The following is a 21,380-nucleotide window of genomic DNA, read 5'->3' on the forward strand; positions in this document are numbered from 1 at the left end:
CCACGGCGAGTGACCGCTCACCCGCTCACCGGCTCACCCGCGCAGCTCGGAAAGCACCGCGTCGGTGAACGCGGGCCACACCTCGGCCGCCCACGGGCCGAAGGGGCGGTCCGTCAGCGCCACGCAGGCGGCCCCAGCGTCCGGGTCGATCCACAGGAACGTACCGGCCTGCCCGAAGTGCCCGAAGGTCCGCGGCGAGGACGAACTCCCCGTCCAGTGCGGCGACTTGGAGTCCCTGATCTCGAACCCGAGCCCCCAGTCGTTGGGGTTCTGATGCCCGTAACCCGGCAGTACGCCCTTCAGCCCCGGGTACGTCACCGTCATCGCCTCGGCCACCGTCCGCGCGTCGAGCAGCCGCGGCGCCTGCACCTCGGCGGCGAACCTGACCAGGTCGTCGACCGTGGACACACCGTCCTTCGCGGGCGAGGCGCCGCCCGTCAGGGAGGTGGCGCTCATGCCGAGCGGTTCGAGGACCGCCTGGCGCAGATACTCCGCGAAGTCCATCTCCGTCGCCTTGGCGATGTGGTCCCCGAGCACCTCGAAGCCCGCGTTCGAGTACAGCCGCCGCGTCCCCGGTGCCGACGTCACCCGGTGCTCGTCGAAGGCGAGCCCACTGGTGTGCGCGAGCAGATGCCGCACGGTGGAACCCTCGGGCCCCGCGGGCTCGTCGAGCTCGATCGCCCCCTCCTCGTACGCGACGAGCGCCGCGTACGCCGCCAGCGGCTTGGTGACCGAGGCGAGGGCGAAGCGATGCCCGGTGGGTCCATGGGCTCCGACGATCGTGCCGTCCGCACGGACGACGGCGGCGGCAGCGGTCGGGACCGGCCAGTTCTCGATCAACGCCAGGCTCTGCATGCCCCGAGCCTAAGCGCCCGCCAGGTTCAGCCGCATCGAGGGGTCGGGCTCCGCGCACCTCACTCATCTCCGGCACGGTAATGACCAAGCAGTGAGACATCTCCCGGATTTCCTCGGTGGGCGCTTGCTTCGAGTGCACTCCAAGGTTCTAGCGTGAGGGCCATGACGGTGACGGAGACCACGCTCGCGCCAGCCCCCACCCCCTCCACGGCCGACGCGGCGGACGTCTGTCGCTCGGTACCGGCAGGACCGCCCCGCCCGGACGGCCAGGACCTCTACACGATCAGTGAGGTCGTCGACTTCACCGGCCTGACGGCGCACACCCTGCGCTGGTACGAGCGGATCGGTCTGATGCCCCACATCGACCGCTCCCACACGGGCCAGCGCCGCTACCGCAACCGCGACCTGCGTTGGCTCGCCCTCGTCGGCAAGCTCCGCCTGACCGGCATGCCCGTGGCCGACATGGTCCGCTACGCCGAACTGGTCCGCGAGGGCGAGCACACCTTCGCCGAACGCCAGGACCTCCTGGAGCGGACCCGGCGCGACGTGCGCACGCGGATCGCCGAACTGCAGGACACCCTCGCCGTCCTCGACCACAAGATCGACACGTACGCCGGTGCCCGCCGCGCGTCGGAAAGGCCCTGACACCCCATGACGACTGAGAACACGACGCCCGACAGCGGTAGGGCTGACGGTGGGACCGCCGGCAGTGGTCCCGCCGGCAGTGGGACGGCGGGCAGCGTGGCGGCCGGCCATGTGACGGCCGGGGCCATCGCACGGACGCGGCTCGGTGCCGAGGGGCCCGAGGTCGGCGTCCAGGGCCTGGGCTGCATGGGCATGAGCTTCGCCTACGGCCCCACGGACGCCGACGAGGCCCGCGCCACCCTGGAACGCTCCCTGGAACTGGGCGTCACCCTCTACGACACCGCCGACGTCTACGGCATGGGCGACAACGAGCGGTTCCTCGCCCCCTTCGTCAAGGCCCACCGCGACGAGATCGTCATCGCGACCAAGTTCGCCCTGTCCATCGATCCCGCCGACCCCACGAAGCGGACCATCGACAACACCCCCTCCTACATTCGCTCCAGCGTCGACGCCAGCCTCAGCCGCCTGGGCACCGACGTCATCGATCTCTACTACATGCACCGCCGCAACCCCGAGGTGCCCATCGAGGAGACGGTCGGCGTCCTGGCCGAACTCGTCGCCGCGGGCAAGGTCAAGCACCTGGGCCTGAGCGAGGTCACCGGCGCCGAACTGCGCGCCGCCCACACGGTCCATCCCATCGCCGCCCTTCAGTCGGAGTGGTCGCTCTTCAGCCGTGACATCGAGCGGGGCGTGGTCCCGGCCGCCGCCGACCTCGGCGTGGCCCTCGTGCCCTACTCACCGCTCGGGCGCGGCTTCCTCACCGGCTCGTTCGTCAGCGCCGACAAGGAACTCGGCGAGGACGACTTCCGCCGCCAGCAGCCCCGCTTCACCGGCGCCAACGCCTCGGCCAACGCGGCCCTCCTCGACTCGGTCCGCACCGTCGCCGACGCCCATGGCGCGAGCCTCGGTCAGATCGCCCTGGCCTGGGTGCAGCAGCGGGCCACGGTCCACGGCGTCTCCGTCGTCCCGATCCCCGGCACCCGCAGGCGCGTTCGCGTCGAGGAGAACACCGCGGCCACTCGCATCACCCTCACCGAGGCCCAACTCGCCCTGCTGGACCCGATCGCCGACGCCGTCGCGGGCGACCGCTACGCCGACATGACGTACACCTCGGCGGCCCGGGAGCGGCTGGAGTCATAGGCGGCTCGGCTTCGCGTCCCGGTACTCACGCGAGCCCCAGTGCGAAGATCGCGAACCCGGCCGCGAGGAGCCCGGCCAGCGCCCGGCGCGCATGGGTCGCACGCTGCCACGGGGCCTCGAAGGCGCGGGCGTACCGGGCTATCAGGACCAGCAGGGCCGCGAAGACCGGGAGCCAGGCCACCCGGGCGGCTATCCAACCGAGCGTGTCGGGTCCCGCGGTCAGCCCCGGCACCGTGCCGACGAACGAGCCGGGGACGGCCGCGGCGAGCAGTGCCGTCTGGTGCCAGCACAGGATCGTCATCGCCGACAGGTTGATGATCACCACCGGTGCCCACAGGGCGGGCCTGCGCAGCAGCCTGCCGATGCGGTCCCGCAGCAGGATCGCGGCGCCGCTCTGCGCGGCTGCCAGGGCCAGGACGAGCAGCGACGGCGGATGCGAGTTCGTCCTGGCCTCACCGGGGACACCGACCATCGAAGCCGGGTAGTGGAAGACGAGGAGCAGCGCGGCGAAGAGCGCCGTACCTCCGGCGAGCAGCAGCCACGCGCCGCGCCTGCCGAGCTTCTTCTCGCTCCAGCAGACGCCCAGTTGGTAGGCGAACACCCAGCCGGGCAGCAGGTTCAGCAGACTCAGCCAGGAAGGCATGGCGTCCGCGAACGGCCCGTAGCGCAGGAAGTCCACGACGGCCACCGACCCGAGCAGGGGCACCACGGCCCAGCCCTTCATCCGCTCCGCCGCGCGTATGCACCAGGGCGTGAGGGCCGTGATCACCGTATAGACGCCCACGAACCACAGGGGTTGGATGACGAGCGTCGACCCGGTGCGCAGTGTTGTGCCCGGCACTCCCAGCGCGTACAGGACCGGGATCAGCGTGGCCCACACGGCTGTCACGCCGAGCACCGGCCGTCCCAGCCGCGCCAGTCGGCCGCGCAGCCAGCCGCCCGTGGACTCCCCGCGGGCCACCGCCCTGCGATACGACAGCGCGGAGGCATAGCCGCCGACCAGGAAGAAGATGCCCAGCATCTGGAGCCCCCAGCTGATGGGTGCGAAGAAGCCGAACGAGGCCAGCGGGCTCGCGTTGTGCAGTGCGCCCTGGGAGTCGAGGGTGAAGCCGCCCAGGAGCCAGTGCCCGGTCGGCACGGCGAGCAGGGCCAGGGCCCGCAGCCCGTCTATGGCCCGGTCGCGGTGGGCGGGGGTCTTGGCGTCGACGGCGGCCGCGGCCGTGCGCAGTCCGCTCAGGGTGGGCAGGCTCATGTCCGCTCTCCGGTGGGTCGGGCGCCGACGGTGGACGGGTCCGCGTCGGCGATGCGGGCGAAGGCCCGCAGGGAGTCGGTGCCGGGGGCGAAGTAGCCGGTGTGGCCCTCCGCCTTCTCCGCAGGGACGGGACGTGCGCCGAAGTCGGCGGTGGTCGGGTCCTCGCCGTGGCCGAGGCCGAAGAGCTCGACGTTCGGGACCTTGCCGATCCAGTCGCTGTCGTCCTTGGCGGCCCAGACACGGGCGGTGGTGTGCAGATCGGCGACGCTGTCCGCACGCATGCCGGGGGAACCGAGCACCACCAGATCGGCCGCGGGCAGGTCAGGGGCGGCGAGGCCGCACACCACCGAGCCGTAGCTGTGGCAGAACACGGAAGGCCGCGGGGTGCCGACCGCGGTCAGGCCCTGGGTGAAGCGGGCGAGCCGCGGGGCACCGGCCGCCGCGAGCCGTCCGGACGCGGCGTCGGGGCCGAGGCCGACCGGCGTGGTGTAACCCACCCAGGCCACCACGGCGGTCCGTTCGTCGGCCGTGGCGCGCAGGGCGCGGCCCATGCCGGCCGGTGTGCCGTACTCGTCGTTGGTGCGGTCGAAGGTGCTCAGGTCGATGTCGGATCCCGGCACGACGACCGAGACGTGCTCCGCGTGTGCCAAGTCCCCGTACACCTCGGCGATTTGGCCGCGTCCACGTGGATCGAAGGCCAGTATCTGACGGCCGGGTGTGAGCAGTTCGGTGTAGCGGGTGACCAGGGAGCGGGCCCTCTCATGGTCCTGGAGGGTGAGGTCCGGGTCGGTCGAGCGGGCCTGCTCGCGGGTGCGCTCGGCCTTCAGGGAGCGGGAGTTGGCCTCGTACCGCAGAGCGACGGGTGCGCCGTCCAGATTGCCGACGACCGAAGGATGGCGTGCCACCAGCTCCTGTCGCTGCGCGTCGCTCAACGAGTCGAAGAACGCGGCGACTCGGGCGGGAGACGCGGTCGCGGGGTCCGGCAGGCGCAGCCCCAGCGCGTGGTCCGCGCGCCAGGCGGCGGTCCCCGGCGGCGGTCCCGTGATCGGCTGCTGTTCATTGCCGACGGCCCAGCCCGCCGTCCCGGCCACGACCGTCGTGGTGAGGGCGGCGGCGACCAGTGCCCTCTTGCTCCGTGCTTTCCAGGACCGAAGCCGCATGGCTCGTCTCCCTCCCCGTTTCGTGGCGCGCAGTGGCCTGACGAAGCGAAAGGTAGAAAGACGGTGGGATGCGACACGTCACACCGGGGAGCCAACTCCGAGGTGATACCGGGGTATGCGGTGGTGATACCGAGGTAGGGGGTGGGCCGGGGGAGAGCTACTGCTCGCCGGGGGTGACCAGGCCCGACTCGTAGGAGAAGATCACGGCCTGGGCGCGGTCGCGCAGGTCCAGCTTGTTGAGCACGCGGCCGATGTGGGTCTTGACCGTCTGCTCGGCGAGGACCAGGCGCTCGGCGATCTCCTGGTTGGATAGACCGCGCGCGATCAGCACCAGTACCTCGGTCTCACGCGGCGTCAGACCGTTCAGTCTGAGCGACTGGTCCTGGCGGGGCGCCTGTCGCTGCTTCGCGAAGTCCGCGATCAGCCGGCGGGTCACCGACGGGGCGAGCAGCGCCTCCCCGGCCGCCACCACGCGCACGGCGGAGATCAGATCGGCGGGCGGCGCGTCCTTGAGCAGAAAGCCGGAGGCTCCGGCACGCAGCGCCTCGTACACGTAGTCGTCCACGTCGAAGGTGGTCAGCATGAGGACCTTCGGCAGGTGCACCACGCCGGGCGGCGGGTCCAACAGGGCGCGGGCCGCGGCGAGTCCGTCCATCTCCGGCATGCGGACGTCCATCAGGACGACATCGGGGTGGGTGCTACGGCTGACCTCGACGCCCAGCTTGCCGTTCGGCGCCTCGCCCACGACGTCGATGTCGCTCTGTGCGGCGAGGAGGGCGGCGAATCCCGCCCGCACCATGGCCTGGTCGTCGACGATGATCACGCGGATGGTCATGCGCTGCCGGAGTCCTTCGGAAGGAGGGGGAGTCGGGCGGCCACGCGGAAGCCGCCGTCGGGCAGCGGTCCGACGTCGACCGTGCCGCCGACCAACCGTACGCGCTCGCGCATCCCGACGAGTCCGTGGCCCGTGCCACCGCTCTCCAGCGGGGCCGACGCCGCCGTGGACGGGCCGTTGACCACGAGGATCAGCAGATAGGCGTCGTCGAGGCTGATCGTGATCTCGGTGCGGGCGCCCGGCGCGTGGCGCATCACGTTCGACAGGGCCTCCTGCACGATGCGGTACGCGGACAGGTCGACGGCCGGTGACACCTTGGCCAGCCGGGTGAGCAGGGCCAGCTCGGGACGTGACAGGTCGATCGGGAGGCCGGCCCGCACGGTGGCCTCCACCAGGTGTGGCAGGCGGTCCAGGCCCGGTTGGGGCGCCCGCTCGCCGTCCGCGCCCTCGCTGCGCAGCACCGCGAGGAGCCGGCGCATCTCGGTGAGGGACTCCCGGGCGCTCGCCGCTATGCTCCCGAACTCCTCGCGTGCCGCGTCGGGAAGGCCGTCGAGGCGATAGGGCGCGGAGTCCGCCTGGACCGTGATCACCGACATGTGGTGGGCGACGACGTCGTGCAACTCCCTGGCGATGCGGGCCCGTTCCTCCAGGAGCGTGCGCTGGGCGCGCTCGGCCTCGCTGATGGTCTCCTGCTCGACGAGCCGGCGCCGGGCGTCCCCGCGCTCGCGAAGGAGCGTGCCGAGCAGCAGCACGGCGCCGCTGAGGACGATCAGCAGAACGCCGGTGTCCTGACTGTCCGTCCCGCGGAAGGGGCCGAGCACGATCCCGGCGACCACGGTGACCAGCCAGATGCCGAGCAGCGTACGGCGGCTCTCGCGCAGTGACAGGGCGCAGCACAGCATCACGTACCCCACGACGATCATGGGGGTCCAGGGCGCGGGGCGGCTGGAGTCCGCGGACATCGTCGCGATCGCCCCGCAGATGTCCGCGACGATCACGATCCACCACGCGGGCAGCGGCCTGGTGACCGCGAGGAGCAGCGGGGCGGACTGGGCGACGGCCAGGCCACCTGCCAGGCCGCCGTTCACGCCGTAGTCGTTCGTCAGCACCTGGACGGTGACCGGGATGAGCACGACGACGAAGCACAGCGCGACCCCGTAGGGCAGCATGCGCACCCAGCGATTGGGCGCGTGGGCGAGGAGCGGCTCGGTCGACACCGCGGGAGTCGCGAGCGAGCTGCCCGCCGCCCGCAGTCCGTCGACGACCGCCACGGCCGTACGCCGAGAGGCGGCCCCGCGGCCGCTCCGCTCGGAGCGGGGGCGGCGGGGTTCCTGGTCCGGTGGTGGTGTCGATGCGCTGCTCATGGCCTGCTCAGCGTAGGCATGAAGCCACCCTCGTGCCGTCATACCAGGGAGCTGGACCGCACCTCATACCCAGGTATCACCCGCGGTCCCGGACACCCAAATGCCACCCGCGGTCCCGGACACTCAGGTATCACCCGCAGTCCCGGCCGGGGACCACCTGTGGCCCGGGGCCGTGAGCATCCCGCTCACAGCTCCGCGAGCAGCTCGGCCTTCTTCGCCGTGAATTCCTCGTCGGTGAGCAGGCCCGCCTGGTGCAGCTCGCCCAGGTGTCTGATGCGGTCGGCGATGTCCGCGGGATCGCGGCGGACGGCCGAGAGGACGGCAGGTGCGGACGCCGCGCCCGTGGCGACGCCGCCCTCGGGCGTCAGCAGGGCAGGGCCCGAGGCCCGCACGGCGGCGAGCACCGACGCCGCGAACGGCAGCGACTCGTGGACCGGGCCGTAGCCGAGGCCGAACACCACGGCCGCCGGATCCTGGTCGGCCTGGCCGGGCTGGGCCACCGGGCTCGCGCGGCGCAGCAGCCGCAGATGGCCTTCGAAGAGCTCCGGGGAGCGCCACTCGATGCCGCACAGATCGGTGATCGGAAAGCTCTGGTCGCCCGCCTTCCACTTCGCCGACGAGGCACCCGTCCAGAACCACCGGAAGGACACCAGCTTGCCGTCGAAGGAGGCCTTCCCGTCGTACGCCTTGAACTGCAGCGGAGCCTCGGGCGCGGCCACCAGATAGCGGTCGGTCGGCTCGTCGTCGGCCGGGGTGAGCTGGGCGCGCAGCTCGTCCGCGTAGTACTCGGCGAGCGTCTCCCGCTCGGCGGGCAGCACCAGGCGGTACGGGTCGCAGCCCTCCTTGAGCTGGCCCGCGGCGGCCTCCATCAGAGGATCGGCGCCCGGTCTCGGCACGGCATGCAGAACGACCGTCCCGCGCTTCCCCGGGGCGAGTGTCACCGCCGCGATCGCCTCATGCGGGATACGCCGTTCACCGAGTGCCTGGAAGAGCTTCGGTGTGCGGATTCCCCGTTCGAAGCGGATGAGCACGGAGTCGGACTCGAACTCCCAGGCGGCATGAAATCCGGCCAGTACGTCACCCATGCGGCTCATCGTAGGCGGCACGCGCGCCTCCGTCCCTCCTGCGGCGGGCCGCTGTTTCATCGATTTCTACGCGCGTCAGGCCGCCGCCCTGCCGGAAATGCCCTTCCGACAGGCAGCGTCCGCGCTCGCGCACCGCACTCCGTGGTACGCGCCGGTCCCGATTTCGGCGAAGTTGCGCAGGCTCTCCGTACCCGGCTCGAAATAGCCCGTGTGCCCCGAGGCGCCCGCCGCCGAGAGCACCCGCGCGCCGAAGCCGCCGGACACCGGGTCGGCGCCGTGGCCGAGCCCGCCGACCTCCATGTACGGCACATCCTGAATCCAGTCGTCGCTGTCCCGGGTGGCCCAGATCCGGGCCCTCGTACCCAACTGCCCCGCTCGGTCGGCGCGCATGCCGGGGCTGCCCGCGACCGCGATGTCGGTGACCCGGGAGGGCAGCTTGCGCGCGGCCACGCCGCACACCACGGAGCCGTAGCTGTGGCAGTACAGCGCGACCGGGGTGTTCCCCGGCAGGCCCCGCACCATGGAGTCCAGACGGACGGAGCCGTCCTCGGCGCGCATGGCCGTGGCCGCGTCCACGCCGATGCCGACGGGCGCGGTGTAGTCGGCCCAGGCGATCACGGCGGTACGCGTGTGTGGCTTCGCCGAGCGCTCCGCACGGTAGAGCGCCTTCGCCATGCCCACCGGCGCCGAGTACTTACGGAACGTGCGCTCGAAGGTCAACACGTTCGTGTCGACTCCGGGCACCACCACGGAGACCCGCTGCGCCTTGTCGAGGTCTCCGAAGACCTCGGCCATGCGTCCGGAGCCCATCGGGTCGAAGGCGATGACCTGGCGTCCGGGGCGCATCATGACCCCGAACCGCTTCATCCTGCGCTCGGCCTCCTGCTTGCCCACAGGGGAGAGGCGTTTGTCGTGCATGCGCTCCCGCTCGACCTTGCGGGCCTGCCCCAGGGCGATGTGGTTCGCGCGATAGCGCAGCGTGGCCGGCGCACCGTTCATGTTGCCGACCGCGAGGGGATAGCGGGCGGCGAGACGGTTGCGTTGGTGCACGTCGAGCGAGGCGAAGAAGTGGCCGAGGCGACCGGCGGTGGAGTCGGGGTCGGGCAGCGCGTGCCCGTCTATGCTCCCTCGCTCCCACGCGGAGAGCGCGGCTTGGAGAGGGGACGCGTCGCCTCTGTGGTGACGCACGGCGGTCCAGCCCGTGGTCGCCAGCATGACGAACACGACGGCGAGCGCAAGCAATGCGCGCCATGCGCTGAGTTGGGGGGATGAGTCGAAGGAAGTCACTGCGGAACACCCTAGGAGAACCGTGACGCCCACCGTGCATCGCGTGAGACAGATCACGTTTCTTGAGGGGTAATTGAGGCAAAGCGGGCGCATCTTGAACGTTGCTGTCACGCTACGTAGGCGGCGCATGTGCGCGGCGCGACAGGGGTGACAGTCGCTTTGGGTGTGCGTTCGAGCGCTCAACGTGTGCACAGATTCCAAGTGTTGGACATCCGGTGATGTCGGCAGCCCTCGCCCCTCCCGTTCGTCGGGTGTGAGCGTCGCGCGCTGCTACGGAGTGCGCCAGTCCTCCGCCAACGAGGGCCCCAGGCGGTCGAGATACTGCTCCGTGAGCTCACGGATCGAATCCACGCTGGTGTCCTCGCCCGCGCCCCACAGCCGCCCCGTGACCCGCATGACCCCGCTGAACGCGGCCACCGCCACACGCGGTCGCGGATCGGATTCCACGTCGAGCCCCTCGCGCTCGGCGATCAGGCGCGCGATCTCCTCCTCCATCTCGATGGAGCGGCGCAGATGGATCGCGAGCAAGGAAGGGGTCGATTCGATCATCTGGTAGGTGCGCATGTGGAGTTCGACGGGGACGACCTCCTCGACGGACTGTCCCATCGCCTCCCAGGCGCCGAGCACGGCGCCGCGCAACGCCACGAACGGTGCCTCCTCGGCGGGCCGTTCGCGCAGCGCCTGGATGAATCGGCCCTCCACCATGTGCTGCACGGCGAAGGCGGCCTCCTCCTTGTTGGTGAAGTGCCGGAAGAACGTGCGCTGGGAGACGTCGACGGCCTCGGCGATCTCGTCGACGGTCGTCTCCTCGTACCCCTTGGTCGTGAAGAGTTCGAGCGCCGCGCGCAGGAGCGCGTCCCGGGTGCGCTGCTTCTTGAGCTCGCGCAGCCCCGGCCTCGGGGGCTCGACGGAGGTCTCGTCGGGGCCCTCGGGCCGCGACTCCACGGGGTCCGCTGCTCGCTGCTCGGTCTTCACGTCATGGTCCTCTTTCCGCCTGTTTGCCCAGCTCACCATACCTGTGAGCTACGTGACAGCTACCGACTTGTGAAAAGGTTTGTCAACTGTCAGCCGCTGTCATTAGCCTCGATCCATGACTAGTCAGACCACCGTCGACATGGCGGACAAGGCGCCGGAGCCCCCTTCTGCTCCGGCCCCGGCCAAGGGGCTTCGCGGCCACCCCTGGCTGACGCTCTTCTCCGTCGCGATCGGCGTGATGATGGTCGCCCTGGACGGCACCATCGTGGCGATCGCCAACCCGGCCATCCAGAAGGATCTCGGCGCCTCGCTCGCGGACGTCCAGTGGATCACCAACGGCTATCTCCTCGCGCTGGCCGTCGCGCTCATCACGGCGGGCAAGCTCGGTGACCGCTTCGGCCACCGGCAGACGTTCCTCATAGGCGTCGTCGGCTTCGCCGCCGCCTCCGGTGCCATCGGCATCTCCGGGAGCGTGTCCCTGGTCATCGCCTTCCGCGTCCTCCAGGGCCTGTTCGGCGCGCTCCTGATGCCCGCCGCGCTCGGCCTGCTGCGAGCCACCTTCCCCGCCGAGAAGCTGAACATGGCCATCGGCATCTGGGGCATGGTCATCGGTGCCTCCACGGCGGGCGGCCCGATCATCGGCGGCGTACTGGTCGAGCACGTCAGCTGGCAGTCGGTCTTCTTCATCAACGTGCCCGTCGGCATCGTCGCCCTGGTGTTCGGCTTGGTGATCCTCAAGGATCACCGCGCGCAGAACGCCCCGCGCTCCTTCGACATCCCCGGCATCGTGCTGCTCTCCGGCGCGATGTTCTCGCTGATCTGGGCGCTCATCAAGGCCGGTGACGCATGGGGCTGGGGCAGCGGCAAGACCTGGGGATTCCTGGGCGCCGCCGTCGTGCTCTTCGTGCTCTTCGCCGTCTGGGAGACCAAGGTCAAGGAACCGCTCATCCCGCTGGGCCTGTTCCGCTCCGTGCCGCTCTCCGCGGGCACGGTGCTCATGGTGCTGATGGCCTTCGCCTTCATGGGCGGGCTGTTCTTCGTCACCTTCTACCTGCAGAACGTGCACAACATGAGCCCGGTCGACAGCGGACTGCACCTCCTGCCGCTGACGGCCATGATGATCGTCTCGTCGCCGATCGCGGGCGCGCTGATCACGAAGTTCGGCCCACGGGTGCCTCTGGTGGGCGGCATGGTCCTCACGGCCGTCTCGATGTTCGGCATGACCACCCTGACGACCGAGTCCGGCACCCTGGCGATGTCGCTCTGGTTCGCCCTGCTCGGACTCGGCCTGGCCCCCGTCATGGTCGGCGCCACCGAGGTCATCGTGGGCAACGCCCCGCTGGAGCTCTCCGGCGTCGCGGGCGGTCTCCAGCAGGCCGGCATGCAGGTCGGCGGCAGCCTCGGCACCGCCGTACTCGGCGCCGTCATGTCCAACAAGGTCAACGCCGACCTGGCGGGCAACTGGAAGGACGCCGGGCTGCCGGACGCGCCGCCGCCGGGCCTCGAGAAGGCCGCCGCGATCGGTGCCGTGCCCGAGCAGGTGGCCAAGGCGCCGAACGTGAACGAGGGCGTCCTCACCAAGATCACGGACGCGGTCCACGACACGTTCATGTCGGGCATGGGCCTCGCCTTCACCGTCGCGGGCATCGTCGCCGTCATCGCGGCCTTCGTCGCCACGCTGACGAAGAAGGGCGCCAACGCCGAGGCGGGCGCGGGAGTCGGACACATCTAGACCCCTTCGGGACCTCTCCGACAGACCTCTTCAGGACCTCTCCGAGCGGGAAACCCCCTCGGCCGGCACCCGTTTCAGGGAAAACCCCTCAGGGACAACCTGGGGGGTTTTCGCCTATCAGGGTGACGCACATTCGTACCCCTTCCGATGGCGCGGTCGGCCGGTCCACAGTGCAGACATGGCGATCCGCACGACGCGGACAACTGAGCCATACGACACGGGGGTTGAATCCAGATGCCTACGACCATGCCCAAAGCCGCCACGACCGCCGCGGCCGCCGCGCTCGCCGCGGTGCTCCTGACAGCCACGCCCGTCGGGGCGACTGCCTTGCTCACACCCGCCGGGGCGACGACCCCGCTCACGCCCGCCGGGGCGACGGCCCCGCTCACGCCCGCCGGGGCGACGGCCCCGCTCACGCCCGCCGCTGCGATGACCACTCTCACGCCCGCCGGAGCGACAGCGCCGCTCACGCACGCCGGAGCCGCCGCGCCACCCACGCTCACCGGATGCGGTCCCGGCGAGCTCTGCCTCTGGGGAAAGGCCGGGTTCAAGGGCGCGCGGCACACCTATGAGCTCGCCGACATCGACATCGAGAGCTGCGTCGCGCTGCCGGAGGGGGGCAGCGCGGAGTCGCTCGCGAATCGCACGGGCCGGCCCGTCACCGCGTACCAGTCGGCGGAATGCGCCGAGACCGCCGAGTTCGACACCTATCCGGGCGGCGGCACCTGGGCGCCCGAATCTCCTTACCGCGTACGGGCCTTCAAGGTCTGGGAAAGCTGAAGAGGGGTACTCGCGGAGCCGAGCCCGAACGGGCCGACTCGAAGGAGTGATGATGGCGGGCTTCGGACACACCACGCGCAAGCACCCCCGCTCACGCGGCCGTACGTGGTCGCGGACCGGGCCGGACCGCGCGACGCTCGGAATCGTCGGAACCGTCTGCGCGATCGCCGGATTCTTCGTGCTGGGGATCATCCTCGGCCCCATAGCGATCGTCTGCGGCTGGCTCGGCATGGGCCGCAGCTGGGCCGGTGCCCGCCCGGTACCGGCCCTCGTCGCCCTAGTCCTCGGCGCGATCGACACCGTACTCGCGCTCATCTGGATATCCGGGGCGTTCACCATGAACGGCGTGCTCTGACCTGAGTTGTTCCAGGAACGGAACGCTCTGACCTGAACCCCGGCCGGAATTCCGGCCGGAGTCAGTCAGGACACCCCCGTCCCGTCGAGAGCCTCCGTCCCCGTGACGACGGCCTCGGCGGGCACGGGTCGGGGCAGCACCGCGCCCGGCTCCAACGAGCCGGACAGTGCCGTGACTTGGGCGCGCAGCGCCTTCACCTCCGCCGTCAACTCCTCGATCGCCGCTGTCTGCCGTCGCTCCTCGACGTCGTCCTTCTCGAAGCGGGCGATGAACCAGGCCGCGATGTTCGCGGTGACGACACCGAGGAGCGCGATGCCCGACAGCATCAGACCGACCGCGATCACCCGGCCGAGCCCCGTGGTGGGCGCGTGGTCGCCGTAGCCGACGGTGGTCATCGTGGTGAAGGACCACCAGACCGCGTCACCCAGCGTCTTGATGTTCCCGTTCGGTGAATCGCGCTCCACGGAGAGCACCGCCAGCGAACCGAACATCAACAAGCCCACCACCGAGCCCGCGACATACGTCGTCAGCCGTATCTGCGACGCCATCCGGGCCCGCCGGCCGACCAGCATCAGCGTGGAGACGAGCCGCAGCAACCGCAGCGGCTGCAGCATCGGAAGGATCACGGCGACCAGGTCCAGCCAGTGGGTGCGGACGAAGTGCCTGCGGTGATCGGTCAGGAGGAGACGTACGACATAGTCCAGAGCGAACGAACCCCAGACGAACCACTCCACCATCGTGCAGAGCCTCGTCACGGACCTGCTCGCGTCGGGCGCCACGATCGGCACGGCGTAGGCGACGGCGAACGCCACCGCGAGCGCGAGGAGCGGGCGTTGGGTGCGGCGCTCCCAACGGATCTGTGCCGGTTGTTCCTTCATGGCGGCATCGTAGAAAACGCCCGAGGGCGACGGGACCCATGGCCCGTCGCCCTCAGGAGAAGACGTATGCCGCACACCGGGCGTCGGCGCCCGGCGTGCGCGGTCGTCCTTACGCGTCGCCCCCAGCGGCGCCCGGGTCGGCGGCCGTGACGTCGAGGAGCTGGTAGCGGTCGATCGCCTGCTTCAGGACGGACCGGTCGACCTTGCCCTCGCGGGCCAGTTCGGTCAGCACGCCGACCACGATCGACTGCGCGTCGATGTGGAAGAAGCGGCGGGCCGCACCACGCGTGTCGGCGAAGCCGAAGCCGTCCGCGCCCAGCGACTGGTACGTGCCGGGCACCCAGCGGGAGATCTGGTCGGGGACGCTCCGCATCCAGTCGGAGACGGCCACGAACGGGCCCTCGGCGCCGGACAGCTTCTGCGTGACGTACGGGACGCGCTGCTCCTCCTCGGGGTGCAGGAGGTTGTGGCGCTCCACGTCGACGGCCTCGCGGCGCAGTTCGTTCCAGGAGGTCGCCGACCAGACGTCCGCCTTGACGTTCCACTCCGTGGCGAGGATCTGCTGGGCCTCGACCGCCCACGGCACCGCGACACCGGAGGCGAGGATCTGGGCGGGGATGGCGCCCTGCTCGGCCTGCTTGAAGCGGTAGACGCCCTTGAGGATGCCTTCGACGTCCACGTCGGCGGGCTCGGCCGGGTGCTGGATCGGCTCGTTGTAGACGGTGAGGTAGTAGAAGACGTCCTCACTGTCCGGGCCGTACATCCGGCGCAGGCCGTCCTTGACGATGTGCGCGATCTCGTAGCCGAACGCGGGGTCGTAGGCGACACAGCCCGGGTTGGTGGAGGCGAGCAGCTGCGAGTGACCGTCCGCGTGCTGCAGGCCCTCGCCGGTCAGGGTCGTGCGCCCTGCGGTCGCACCGAGGACGAAACCGCGCGCGAGCTGGTCGGCCATCTGCCAGAACTGGTCGCCGGTGCGCTGGAAACCGAACATCGAGTAGAAGACGTACACCGGGATCAGCGGCTCGCCGTGGGTGGCGTAGGCCGAACCGGCGGCGATGAGGGACGCCGTGCAGCCCGCCTCCGAGATGCCGTCGTGCAGCATCTGGCCCGTCGGCGACTCCTTGTAGGCGAGGAGCAGATCGCGGTCAACGGCCTCGTACTGCTGGCCGAGCGGGTTGTAGATCTTCGCGCTCGGGAAGAACGCGTCCATGCCGAAGGTGCGGTACTCGTCGGGGGCGATCAGCACGAAGCGCTTGCCGATCTCCTTGTCCCGCATGAGGTCCTTCAGGATGCGGACGAACGCCATGGTGGTGGCGATCGACTGCTGACCCGAGCCCTTCTTCGCGGTCGCGTACGTCTTGTCCTCGGGCAGCTGGAGCGGCTTCGAGCGCACCACGCGGGTCGGGACGTAACCGCCGAGGCCCTTGCGGCGGTCGTGCATGTACTGGATCTCTTCGGAGTCGCGGCCCGGGTGGTAGTACGGCGGGGCGCCGTCCTCCAGCTGCTTGTCCGTGATCGGGATGTGCAGACGGTCGCGGAAGCCCTTGAGGTCGTCGACCGTCAGCTTCTTCATCTGGTGCGTGGCGTTGCGGCCCTCGAAGTTCGGGCCGAGGGTCCAGCCCTTGACCGTCTGGGCGAGGATCACGGTCGGCTGGCCCTTGTGGGCCTTGGCCGCGGAGAACGCCGCGTAGACCTTCTTGTGGTCGTGACCGCCGCGGCCCAGGTGCAGGATCTGCTCGTCGGTCATGTTCTCGACCATCGCGCGCAGGCGCTGGTCGTCGCCGAAGAAGTGGTCGCGGATGTACGCGCCGGTCTCCGTGGCGTAGGTCTGGAACTGGCCGTCGGGCGTGGTGTTCAGCTTGTTCACCAGGAGGCCGTCGCGGTCCTGCGCGAGCAGCGGGTCCCAACTGCGGTCCCAGACCAGCTTGATGACGTTCCATCCGGCGCCGCGGAACTGCGACTCCAGCTCCTGGATGATCTTGCCGTTGCCGCGCACCGGGCCGTCCAGGCGCTGCAGGTTGCAGTTGACGACGAAGGTGAGGTTGTCCAGGCCCTCACGGGCGGCGATGGAGAGCTGGCCGAGCGACTCCGGCTCGTCCATCTCGCCGTCGCCGAGGAACGCCCAGACGTGCGACTTGGAGGTGTCGGCGATGTCGCGCGCCTCCATGTAGCGGTTCATCCGCGCCTGGAAGATCGCGCCGAGCGGGCCGAGGCCCATGGAGACGGTCGGGAACTCCCAGAAGTCCGGCATCAGCCGCGGGTGCGGGTACGACGAGAGGCCGTTCGGCGCCTTGGACTTCTCCTGGCGGAACGCGTCGAGCTGCTGCTCGGAGAGCCGGTCCAGGAGGAAGGCGCGGGCGTAGATGCCGGGGGACGCGTGCCCCTGGAAGAAGATCTGGTCGCCGCCGTCGCCCTCGTCCTTGCCCCGGAAGAAGTGGTTGAAGCCCACGTCGTAGAGCGATGCGGAGGAGGCGAAGGTCGCGATGTGACCGCCGACCCCGATGCCGGGGCGCTGGGCGCGGGAGACCATCACCGCGGCGTTCCAGCGGGTCGCGTTGAGGACCTTGCGCTCGATCTCCTCGTTGCCGGGGAAGAACGGCTCGTCCTTGGTGGCGATCGTGTTGACGTAGTCCGTGCTGCGCATCTCGGGCACGGCGACGCGCTTCTCGCGCGCTCGCTCGATCAGCCGGAGCATCAGGTAGCGGGCCCGCTCGCGGCCGCGTTCGTCGACCGCGGCGTCGAGGGAGTCCAGCCACTCCTGGGTCTCTTCGGGATCGAAGTCCGGGACCTGACTCGGCAGGCCGCCAATGATGATCGGGTTGCGATCGGATCCGGAAGCCACGCTGTTCCTTCGCTGTTGAGGGCCTTCGCCTGGGTTCTGCCTGGCCGTGCGCCGTTTCCCCATCGTGGACCGCGGGGGCGCAAACGTCATCTCTACCGAGAGGTAACCGAGGCGGTGATCCGGCGACCCTGCGGTAGGCTCGGCCAAATCGCAACGATACGCCCATCCTGCCTAGCCGCTTCGCAGAGCCGTTCGGTCCCGGACGGATGTGGCGGCAGTTGCGGCGACACGGTCGGGAACGTCACCGTTTCGGCGGTCTCGGCGGCCGGGTACTTGCGCGATCCGCCCCGCCCGTGTGGACTACGGCCAACGCCCCGCGCACGCGCGTGGCTGACAGGCATTCCCAAAAACATGATCAGGAGGCAATCCGTGAGCGCGACCGCGGACCACGCGGAGACGAACCTGGCCGTAAGGCTTGGTTTCCAGCCCGACCAGGTGGTCCAGGAGATCGGCTACGACGACGACGCCGACCAGGAGCTCCGCGAGGCCATTGAGGCTGCCACAGGCACAGAGCTCGTCGACGAGGACTACGACGACGTGGCCGACGCCGTGGTGCTCTGGTTCCGTGAGGACGACGGGGACCTCACTGATGCGTTGGTGGATGCCATCGCGTACATGGAGGAGGGCGGCTCGATCCTGCTGCTGACTCCGAAGACCGGTCGTGACGGCTACGTCGAGCCGAGCGAGATCGGCGAGGCGGCCACCACAGCGGGCCTCTCCCAGACCAAGAGCATCAACGCCGGCAAGGACTGGAACGGCAGCCGGCTGATCACCCCCAAGGGAGCTGCGAAGAAGCGGTAGCGCTCCACTGATGACGCGGGTGTGCGTCCTGCGGGTCCGCTCCGGCTGATCGCGCGGTTCCCCGCGCCCCTTACGAGCGCCCCTGAGGCCCCTCGACGGCACATGTAGCCGACGGGGGGCCTCAGGCATGCGTGAGGCCTGATCGACGGACGTAGGGTGGTATCACCCGAACAGCCCCATCCGAGGGGCTCTGTCGAAGGGATGCGTACTCATGGGGCTCGCTGGAATTGCGACCGGCACCAAGGCGCCGGAATTCGAGCTGAAGGACAACCACGGCCGGTCCGTGAAGCTCTCCGACTTCCGCGGCGAGAAGAACGTGGTGCTGCTCTTCTACCCGTTCGCCTTCACCGGCGTGTGCACGGGCGAGCTCTGCGCGCTCCGCGACGAGCTGCCGAAGTTCGTCAACGACGACACCCAGCTCCTCGCCGTCTCGAACGACTCCATCCACACCCTGCGCGTCTTCGCCGAGCAGGAGGGCCTGGAGTACCCGCTGGTCTCCGACTTCTGGCCGCACGGCGAGGTCTCGCGCGCGTACGGCGTCTTCGACGAGGAGAAGGGCTGCGCGGTGCGCGGCACCTTCATCATCGACAAGGAGGGCGTCGTGCGCTGGAGCGTCGTCAACGGCCTGCCCGACGCCCGTGACCTGAACGAGTACGTCAAGGCGCTCGACACCCTGTGAGGTGACCGGGCCCGGGACCGCCGCGGAGCCCTGAGTTTCCTCAGGGATGACACCCTGTGATTCTTCAGGTGCAGAGCCTGTGGCGGCCGGGAACCGGTCACTAGGATCCACTCGTTGATCCGATGGCAACGCAACGCTTGGGGCTCCCCGCCCCTGGACACCAATTGGGAGGACTCGTGGGAGTCAGCCTCAGCAAGGGCGGCAACGTATCTCTGAGCAAGGAGGCGCCGGGCCTGACCGCAGTCCTGGTCGGCCTCGGCTGGGACGTGCGGACCACCACCGGCACCGACTTCGACCTCGATGCCAGCGCGATCCTGACGAACGCGGAGGGCAAGGTCAGCAGTGACCAGAACTTCGTGTTCTTCAACAACCTGAAGAGCCCCGACGGCTCCGTCGAGCACACCGGTGACAACACCACCGGTGAGGGCGAGGGCGACGACGAGGCGATCAAGGTCGACCTGGCGGCGGTCCCCGCCGACGTCGAGAAGATCGTCTTCCCGGTCTCGATCTACGACGCCGAGAGCCGCCAGCAGTCGTTCGGCCAGGTGCGCAACGCGTTCATCCGCGTCGTGAACCAGGCGGGCGGCGCGGAGATCGCCCGTTACGACCTCTCCGAGGACGCCTCGACGGAGACCGCCATGGTCTTCGGTGAGCTGTACCGGCACGGTGCCGAGTGGAAGTTCCGCGCGGTCGGCCAGGGCTACGCCTCGGGTCTGCGCGGCATCGCGCAGGACTTCGGCGTCAACGTCTGAGCCGAGCCACACCCCTTTGCCCGTCGTCCGGCGCCGCACACACACCAGTGCGGCGCCGGACGCGCTCAATCTGCACTCGTCACCTCGGGGAGGACCAGCAACATGGGCGTCACGCTCGCCAAGGGAGGCAATGTCTCCCTCTCCAAGGCCGCACCGAATCTCACCCAGGTCCTTGTCGGGCTCGGCTGGGACGCGCGATCCACCACCGGCGCCCCCTTCGACCTCGATGCCAGCGCACTGCTGTGCAACGCGGGCAAGGTGCTCGGCGACGAGTGGTTCGTCTTCTACAACAACCTCACGAGCCCCGACGGCTCCGTCGAACACACCGGCGACAATCTCACCGGTGAGGGCGAGGGTGACGACGAGTCGCTCCTGATCGACCTCTCCAAGGTCCCGGCCAACTGCGACAAGATCATCTTCCCTGTCTCGATCCATGACGCGGACAACCGCGGCCAGACCTTCGGGCAGGTCAGCAACGCCTTCATCCGTGTGGCGAACCAGGCGGACGGCCAGGAGCTCGCGCGCTACGACCTCAGCGAGGACGCCTCCACCGAGACCGCGATGATCTTCGGCGAGGTCTACCGCTATGGCGGAGAGTGGAAGTTCCGTGCAGTCGGGCAGGGGTACGCGTCGGGACTGCGGGGCATCGCTCTAGACTTCGGGGTCAACGTTTCGTAAAGCAGGGGACCGCCGCGGGGGAGACCGCTAAACGGGAGCCCGTACACACACGATTGGGTAGCCAGTGCTTCTGAAAACCTTCGGCTGGTCGTTCGCGGTCACCGCGCTCGGCCTGGTGGCCGCGGTGTTCTACGGGGGGTGGACAGGCTTCAGCGTCGTGGCGATCCTGTCGATCCTCGAGATCTCGGTGTCCTTCGACAACGCGGTGGTCAACGCCGGAATCCTGAAGAAGATGAATGCCTTCTGGCAGAAGATCTTCCTCACCATCGGCGTGCTGATCGCGGTCTTCGGCATGCGCCTCGTCTTCCCCGTCGTGATCGTGGCCATCAGCGCCCAGCTCGGCCCGATCGAGGCGGTCAAGCTCGCGTTCGACGACAAGGAGCAGTACCAGCAGCTGGTCACCGACGCGCACCCGTCGATCGCGTCCTTCGGCGGCATGTTCCTGTTGATGATCTTCCTCGACTTCATCTTCGAGGACCGGGACATCAAGTGGCTGGGCTGGATCGAGCGGCCGCTCGCCAAGCTCGGCAAGGTCGACATGCTGTCGGTCTGCATCGCCCTGATCGTCCTGCTGGTCACCGCGATGACCTTCGCCACCAATGCCCACCAGCACGGCGGCGTGCACGTGGACAAGGCGCAGACGGTCCTCATCTCCGGTATCGCGGGTCTGATCACCTATCTCGTGGTGGGCGGCCTCTCCAGTTACTTCGAGAACAAGCTCGAGGAGGACGAGGAGCGCGAGCACGAGGAGGAGGAAGAGGCCAAGCGGACCGGCAAGAAGGTTCCTGCTGTCGTGATGGCGGGCAAGGCCGCGTTCTTCATGTTCCTCTACCTCGAGGTCCTGGACGCGTCCTTCTCCTTCGACGGCGTCATCGGCGCCTTCGCGATCACCAACGACATCGTCCTGATGGCGCTCGGCCTCGGCATCGGCGCCATGTACGTCCGTTCGCTCACGGTCTACCTGGTCCGCCAGGGCACCCTCGACGACTACGTGTACCTGGAGCACGGCGCGCACTACGCGATCGGCGCCCTCGCCGCGATCCTCCTGGTCACGATCCAGTACGAGATCCACGAGGTGATCACCGGTTCCGTCGGTGTCCTCCTGATCGCCTGGTCCTTCTTCTCGTCCGTGCGCCGCAACCGCGCACTGGCGGCGGCCGAGGGAAAAGCGGGATCGGACGAGAAGCCTGAGGTCTCGTCCGGGGTCTGACACTGTCTGAATCCCGCGCCGCCGTGTCCGGTTCCGACTTTCGGAGTGTGACGGCGGCCGGGGTGAGGAACGCTC

Annotated in this window: 20 protein-coding genes; 10 read left to right on the top strand and 10 right to left on the bottom strand. The window is 69.5% G+C overall.

The window, feature by feature from the left end:
* Positions 1-33: 33 nt before the first annotated feature.
* Entirely contained in the window at positions 34-855 is an 822-nt protein-coding gene (locus tag ACIO9J_RS18085) for a serine hydrolase domain-containing protein (protein WP_401999828.1), read from the bottom strand.
* Positions 856-1,017: 162 nt separating this feature from the next.
* Between ACIO9J_RS18085 and ACIO9J_RS18090 the strand changes: the two genes are divergently transcribed.
* Together ACIO9J_RS18090 and ACIO9J_RS18095 are read left to right on the top strand one after the other, a co-directional pair.
* Positions 1,018-1,500, top strand: coding sequence for a MerR family transcriptional regulator (locus ACIO9J_RS18090; protein ID WP_401999831.1), 483 nt, complete (start codon positions 1,018-1,020; stop codon positions 1,498-1,500).
* A 186-nt stretch (positions 1,501-1,686) separates the two neighbouring features.
* Entirely contained in the window at positions 1,687-2,640 is a 954-nt protein-coding gene (locus ACIO9J_RS18095; protein ID WP_402001074.1) for an aldo/keto reductase, read from the top strand.
* Between the two features lie 25 nt (positions 2,641-2,665).
* On the opposite strand, the gene ACIO9J_RS18100 is transcribed toward ACIO9J_RS18095, so the two are convergent.
* The 7 genes from ACIO9J_RS18100 to ACIO9J_RS18130 form a co-directional block, all read right to left on the bottom strand.
* Positions 2,666-3,892 (bottom strand): acyltransferase, encoded by a 1,227-nt coding sequence (locus tag ACIO9J_RS18100; RefSeq protein ID WP_401999834.1) that lies wholly within the window; start codon positions 3,890-3,892, stop codon positions 2,666-2,668.
* The gene (locus ACIO9J_RS18105) at positions 3,889-5,052 is read right to left on the bottom strand and encodes an alpha/beta hydrolase (protein ID WP_401999837.1); all 1,164 of its coding nucleotides are present in this window, start codon (positions 5,050-5,052) and stop codon (positions 3,889-3,891) included. Before ACIO9J_RS18105 ends, ACIO9J_RS18100 begins: the two co-directional genes overlap by 4 nt.
* A gap of 157 nt (positions 5,053-5,209) precedes the next feature.
* Complete coding sequence (locus ACIO9J_RS18110) at positions 5,210-5,887, bottom strand: response regulator (protein ID WP_401999840.1); 678 nt, start codon at positions 5,885-5,887, stop codon at positions 5,210-5,212.
* Positions 5,884-7,251, bottom strand: coding sequence for a sensor histidine kinase (locus tag ACIO9J_RS18115; RefSeq protein WP_401999843.1), 1,368 nt, complete (start codon positions 7,249-7,251; stop codon positions 5,884-5,886). The genes ACIO9J_RS18110 and ACIO9J_RS18115 overlap by 4 nt, the downstream gene beginning before the upstream one ends.
* Before the next feature lie 185 nt (positions 7,252-7,436).
* Entirely contained in the window at positions 7,437-8,336 is a 900-nt protein-coding gene (locus ACIO9J_RS18120) for a DUF4429 domain-containing protein (RefSeq protein WP_401999846.1), read from the bottom strand.
* 75 nt (positions 8,337-8,411) lie between these two features.
* Entirely contained in the window at positions 8,412-9,623 is a 1,212-nt protein-coding gene (locus tag ACIO9J_RS18125; RefSeq protein WP_401999849.1) for an alpha/beta hydrolase, read from the bottom strand.
* Between the two features lie 270 nt (positions 9,624-9,893).
* Positions 9,894-10,511: a TetR/AcrR family transcriptional regulator gene (locus ACIO9J_RS18130; RefSeq protein ID WP_402001077.1), complete on the bottom strand. Its 618-nt coding sequence runs from the start codon at positions 10,509-10,511 to the stop codon at positions 9,894-9,896.
* 226 nt (positions 10,512-10,737) lie between these two features.
* On the opposite strand from ACIO9J_RS18130, the gene ACIO9J_RS18135 reads away from it, so the two are divergent.
* The 3 genes from ACIO9J_RS18135 (at position 10,738) to ACIO9J_RS18145 (ending at position 13,465) form a co-directional block, all read left to right on the top strand.
* The gene (locus tag ACIO9J_RS18135; protein ID WP_402001080.1) at positions 10,738-12,330 is read left to right on the top strand and encodes an MFS transporter; all 1,593 of its coding nucleotides are present in this window, start codon (positions 10,738-10,740) and stop codon (positions 12,328-12,330) included.
* 429 nt (positions 12,331-12,759) lie between these two features.
* Entirely contained in the window at positions 12,760-13,110 is a 351-nt protein-coding gene (locus tag ACIO9J_RS18140; protein ID WP_402001083.1) for a peptidase inhibitor family I36 protein, read from the top strand.
* A gap of 49 nt (positions 13,111-13,159) precedes the next feature.
* Positions 13,160-13,465 (top strand): small hydrophobic protein, encoded by a 306-nt coding sequence (locus tag ACIO9J_RS18145; RefSeq protein WP_401999852.1) that lies wholly within the window; start codon positions 13,160-13,162, stop codon positions 13,463-13,465.
* A 65-nt stretch (positions 13,466-13,530) separates the two neighbouring features.
* Here the strand turns inward: ACIO9J_RS18145 and ACIO9J_RS18150 are convergent, their stop codons facing one another.
* Both ACIO9J_RS18150 and aceE read right to left on the bottom strand, forming a co-directional pair.
* Entirely contained in the window at positions 13,531-14,343 is an 813-nt protein-coding gene (locus ACIO9J_RS18150) for a potassium channel family protein (RefSeq protein ID WP_401999855.1), read from the bottom strand.
* A 109-nt stretch (positions 14,344-14,452) separates the two neighbouring features.
* A complete protein-coding gene (aceE, locus tag ACIO9J_RS18155; RefSeq protein WP_401999858.1) occupies positions 14,453-17,185 on the bottom strand; it encodes a pyruvate dehydrogenase (acetyl-transferring), homodimeric type in 2,733 nt (910 codons plus the stop codon).
* A gap of 369 nt (positions 17,186-17,554) precedes the next feature.
* Here aceE and ACIO9J_RS18160 point away from each other — a divergent pair, with 369 nt between their 5' ends.
* The 5 genes from ACIO9J_RS18160 (at position 17,555) to ACIO9J_RS18180 (ending at position 21,305) form a co-directional block, all read left to right on the top strand.
* On the top strand, positions 17,555-17,986 hold the full coding sequence (locus ACIO9J_RS18160; protein ID WP_401999861.1) for a DUF3052 domain-containing protein: 432 nt from the start codon (positions 17,555-17,557) through the stop codon (positions 17,984-17,986).
* Positions 17,987-18,197: 211 nt separating this feature from the next.
* A complete protein-coding gene (locus ACIO9J_RS18165; protein WP_401999864.1) occupies positions 18,198-18,665 on the top strand; it encodes a peroxiredoxin in 468 nt (155 codons plus the stop codon).
* Positions 18,666-18,841: 176 nt separating this feature from the next.
* Positions 18,842-19,417 (top strand): TerD family protein, encoded by a 576-nt coding sequence (locus ACIO9J_RS18170; RefSeq protein ID WP_401999867.1) that lies wholly within the window; start codon positions 18,842-18,844, stop codon positions 19,415-19,417.
* 102 nt (positions 19,418-19,519) lie between these two features.
* A complete protein-coding gene (locus ACIO9J_RS18175) occupies positions 19,520-20,095 on the top strand; it encodes a TerD family protein (RefSeq protein ID WP_401999870.1) in 576 nt (191 codons plus the stop codon).
* Positions 20,096-20,159: 64 nt separating this feature from the next.
* Positions 20,160-21,305: a DUF475 domain-containing protein gene (locus tag ACIO9J_RS18180; protein ID WP_401999873.1), complete on the top strand. Its 1,146-nt coding sequence runs from the start codon at positions 20,160-20,162 to the stop codon at positions 21,303-21,305.
* Positions 21,306-21,380 lie beyond the last annotated feature (75 nt).

The sequence above is a fragment of the Streptomyces sp. NPDC087300 genome (assembly GCF_044744425.1).
Classification (GTDB): Bacteria; Actinomycetota; Actinomycetes; order Streptomycetales; family Streptomycetaceae; genus Streptomyces.

Bases quoted from the DNA above. Each gene is read 5' to 3' on its own strand.
- ACIO9J_RS18085 (WP_401999828.1), bottom strand. From the start codon at position 855: ATGCAGAGCCTGGCGTTGATCGAGAACTGGCCGGTCCCGACCGCTGCC.
- ACIO9J_RS18090 (WP_401999831.1), top strand. From the start codon at position 1,018: ATGACGGTGACGGAGACCACGCTCGCGCCAGCCCCCACCCCCTCCACG.
- ACIO9J_RS18095 (WP_402001074.1), top strand. From the start codon at position 1,687: ATGGGCATGAGCTTCGCCTACGGCCCCACGGACGCCGACGAGGCCCGC.
- ACIO9J_RS18100 (WP_401999834.1), bottom strand. From the start codon at position 3,892: ATGAGCCTGCCCACCCTGAGCGGACTGCGCACGGCCGCGGCCGCCGTC.
- ACIO9J_RS18105 (WP_401999837.1), bottom strand. From the start codon at position 5,052: ATGCGGCTTCGGTCCTGGAAAGCACGGAGCAAGAGGGCACTGGTCGCC.
- ACIO9J_RS18110 (WP_401999840.1), bottom strand. From the start codon at position 5,887: ATGACCATCCGCGTGATCATCGTCGACGACCAGGCCATGGTGCGGGCG.
- ACIO9J_RS18115 (WP_401999843.1), bottom strand. From the start codon at position 7,251: ATGAGCAGCGCATCGACACCACCACCGGACCAGGAACCCCGCCGCCCC.
- ACIO9J_RS18120 (WP_401999846.1), bottom strand. From the start codon at position 8,336: ATGGGTGACGTACTGGCCGGATTTCATGCCGCCTGGGAGTTCGAGTCC.
- ACIO9J_RS18135 (WP_402001080.1), top strand. From the start codon at position 10,738: ATGGCGGACAAGGCGCCGGAGCCCCCTTCTGCTCCGGCCCCGGCCAAG.
- ACIO9J_RS18140 (WP_402001083.1), top strand. From the start codon at position 12,760: ATGACCACTCTCACGCCCGCCGGAGCGACAGCGCCGCTCACGCACGCC.
- ACIO9J_RS18145 (WP_401999852.1), top strand. From the start codon at position 13,160: ATGATGGCGGGCTTCGGACACACCACGCGCAAGCACCCCCGCTCACGC.
- ACIO9J_RS18150 (WP_401999855.1), bottom strand. From the start codon at position 14,343: ATGAAGGAACAACCGGCACAGATCCGTTGGGAGCGCCGCACCCAACGC.
- ACIO9J_RS18165 (WP_401999864.1), top strand. From the start codon at position 18,198: ATGGGGCTCGCTGGAATTGCGACCGGCACCAAGGCGCCGGAATTCGAG.
- ACIO9J_RS18175 (WP_401999870.1), top strand. From the start codon at position 19,520: ATGGGCGTCACGCTCGCCAAGGGAGGCAATGTCTCCCTCTCCAAGGCC.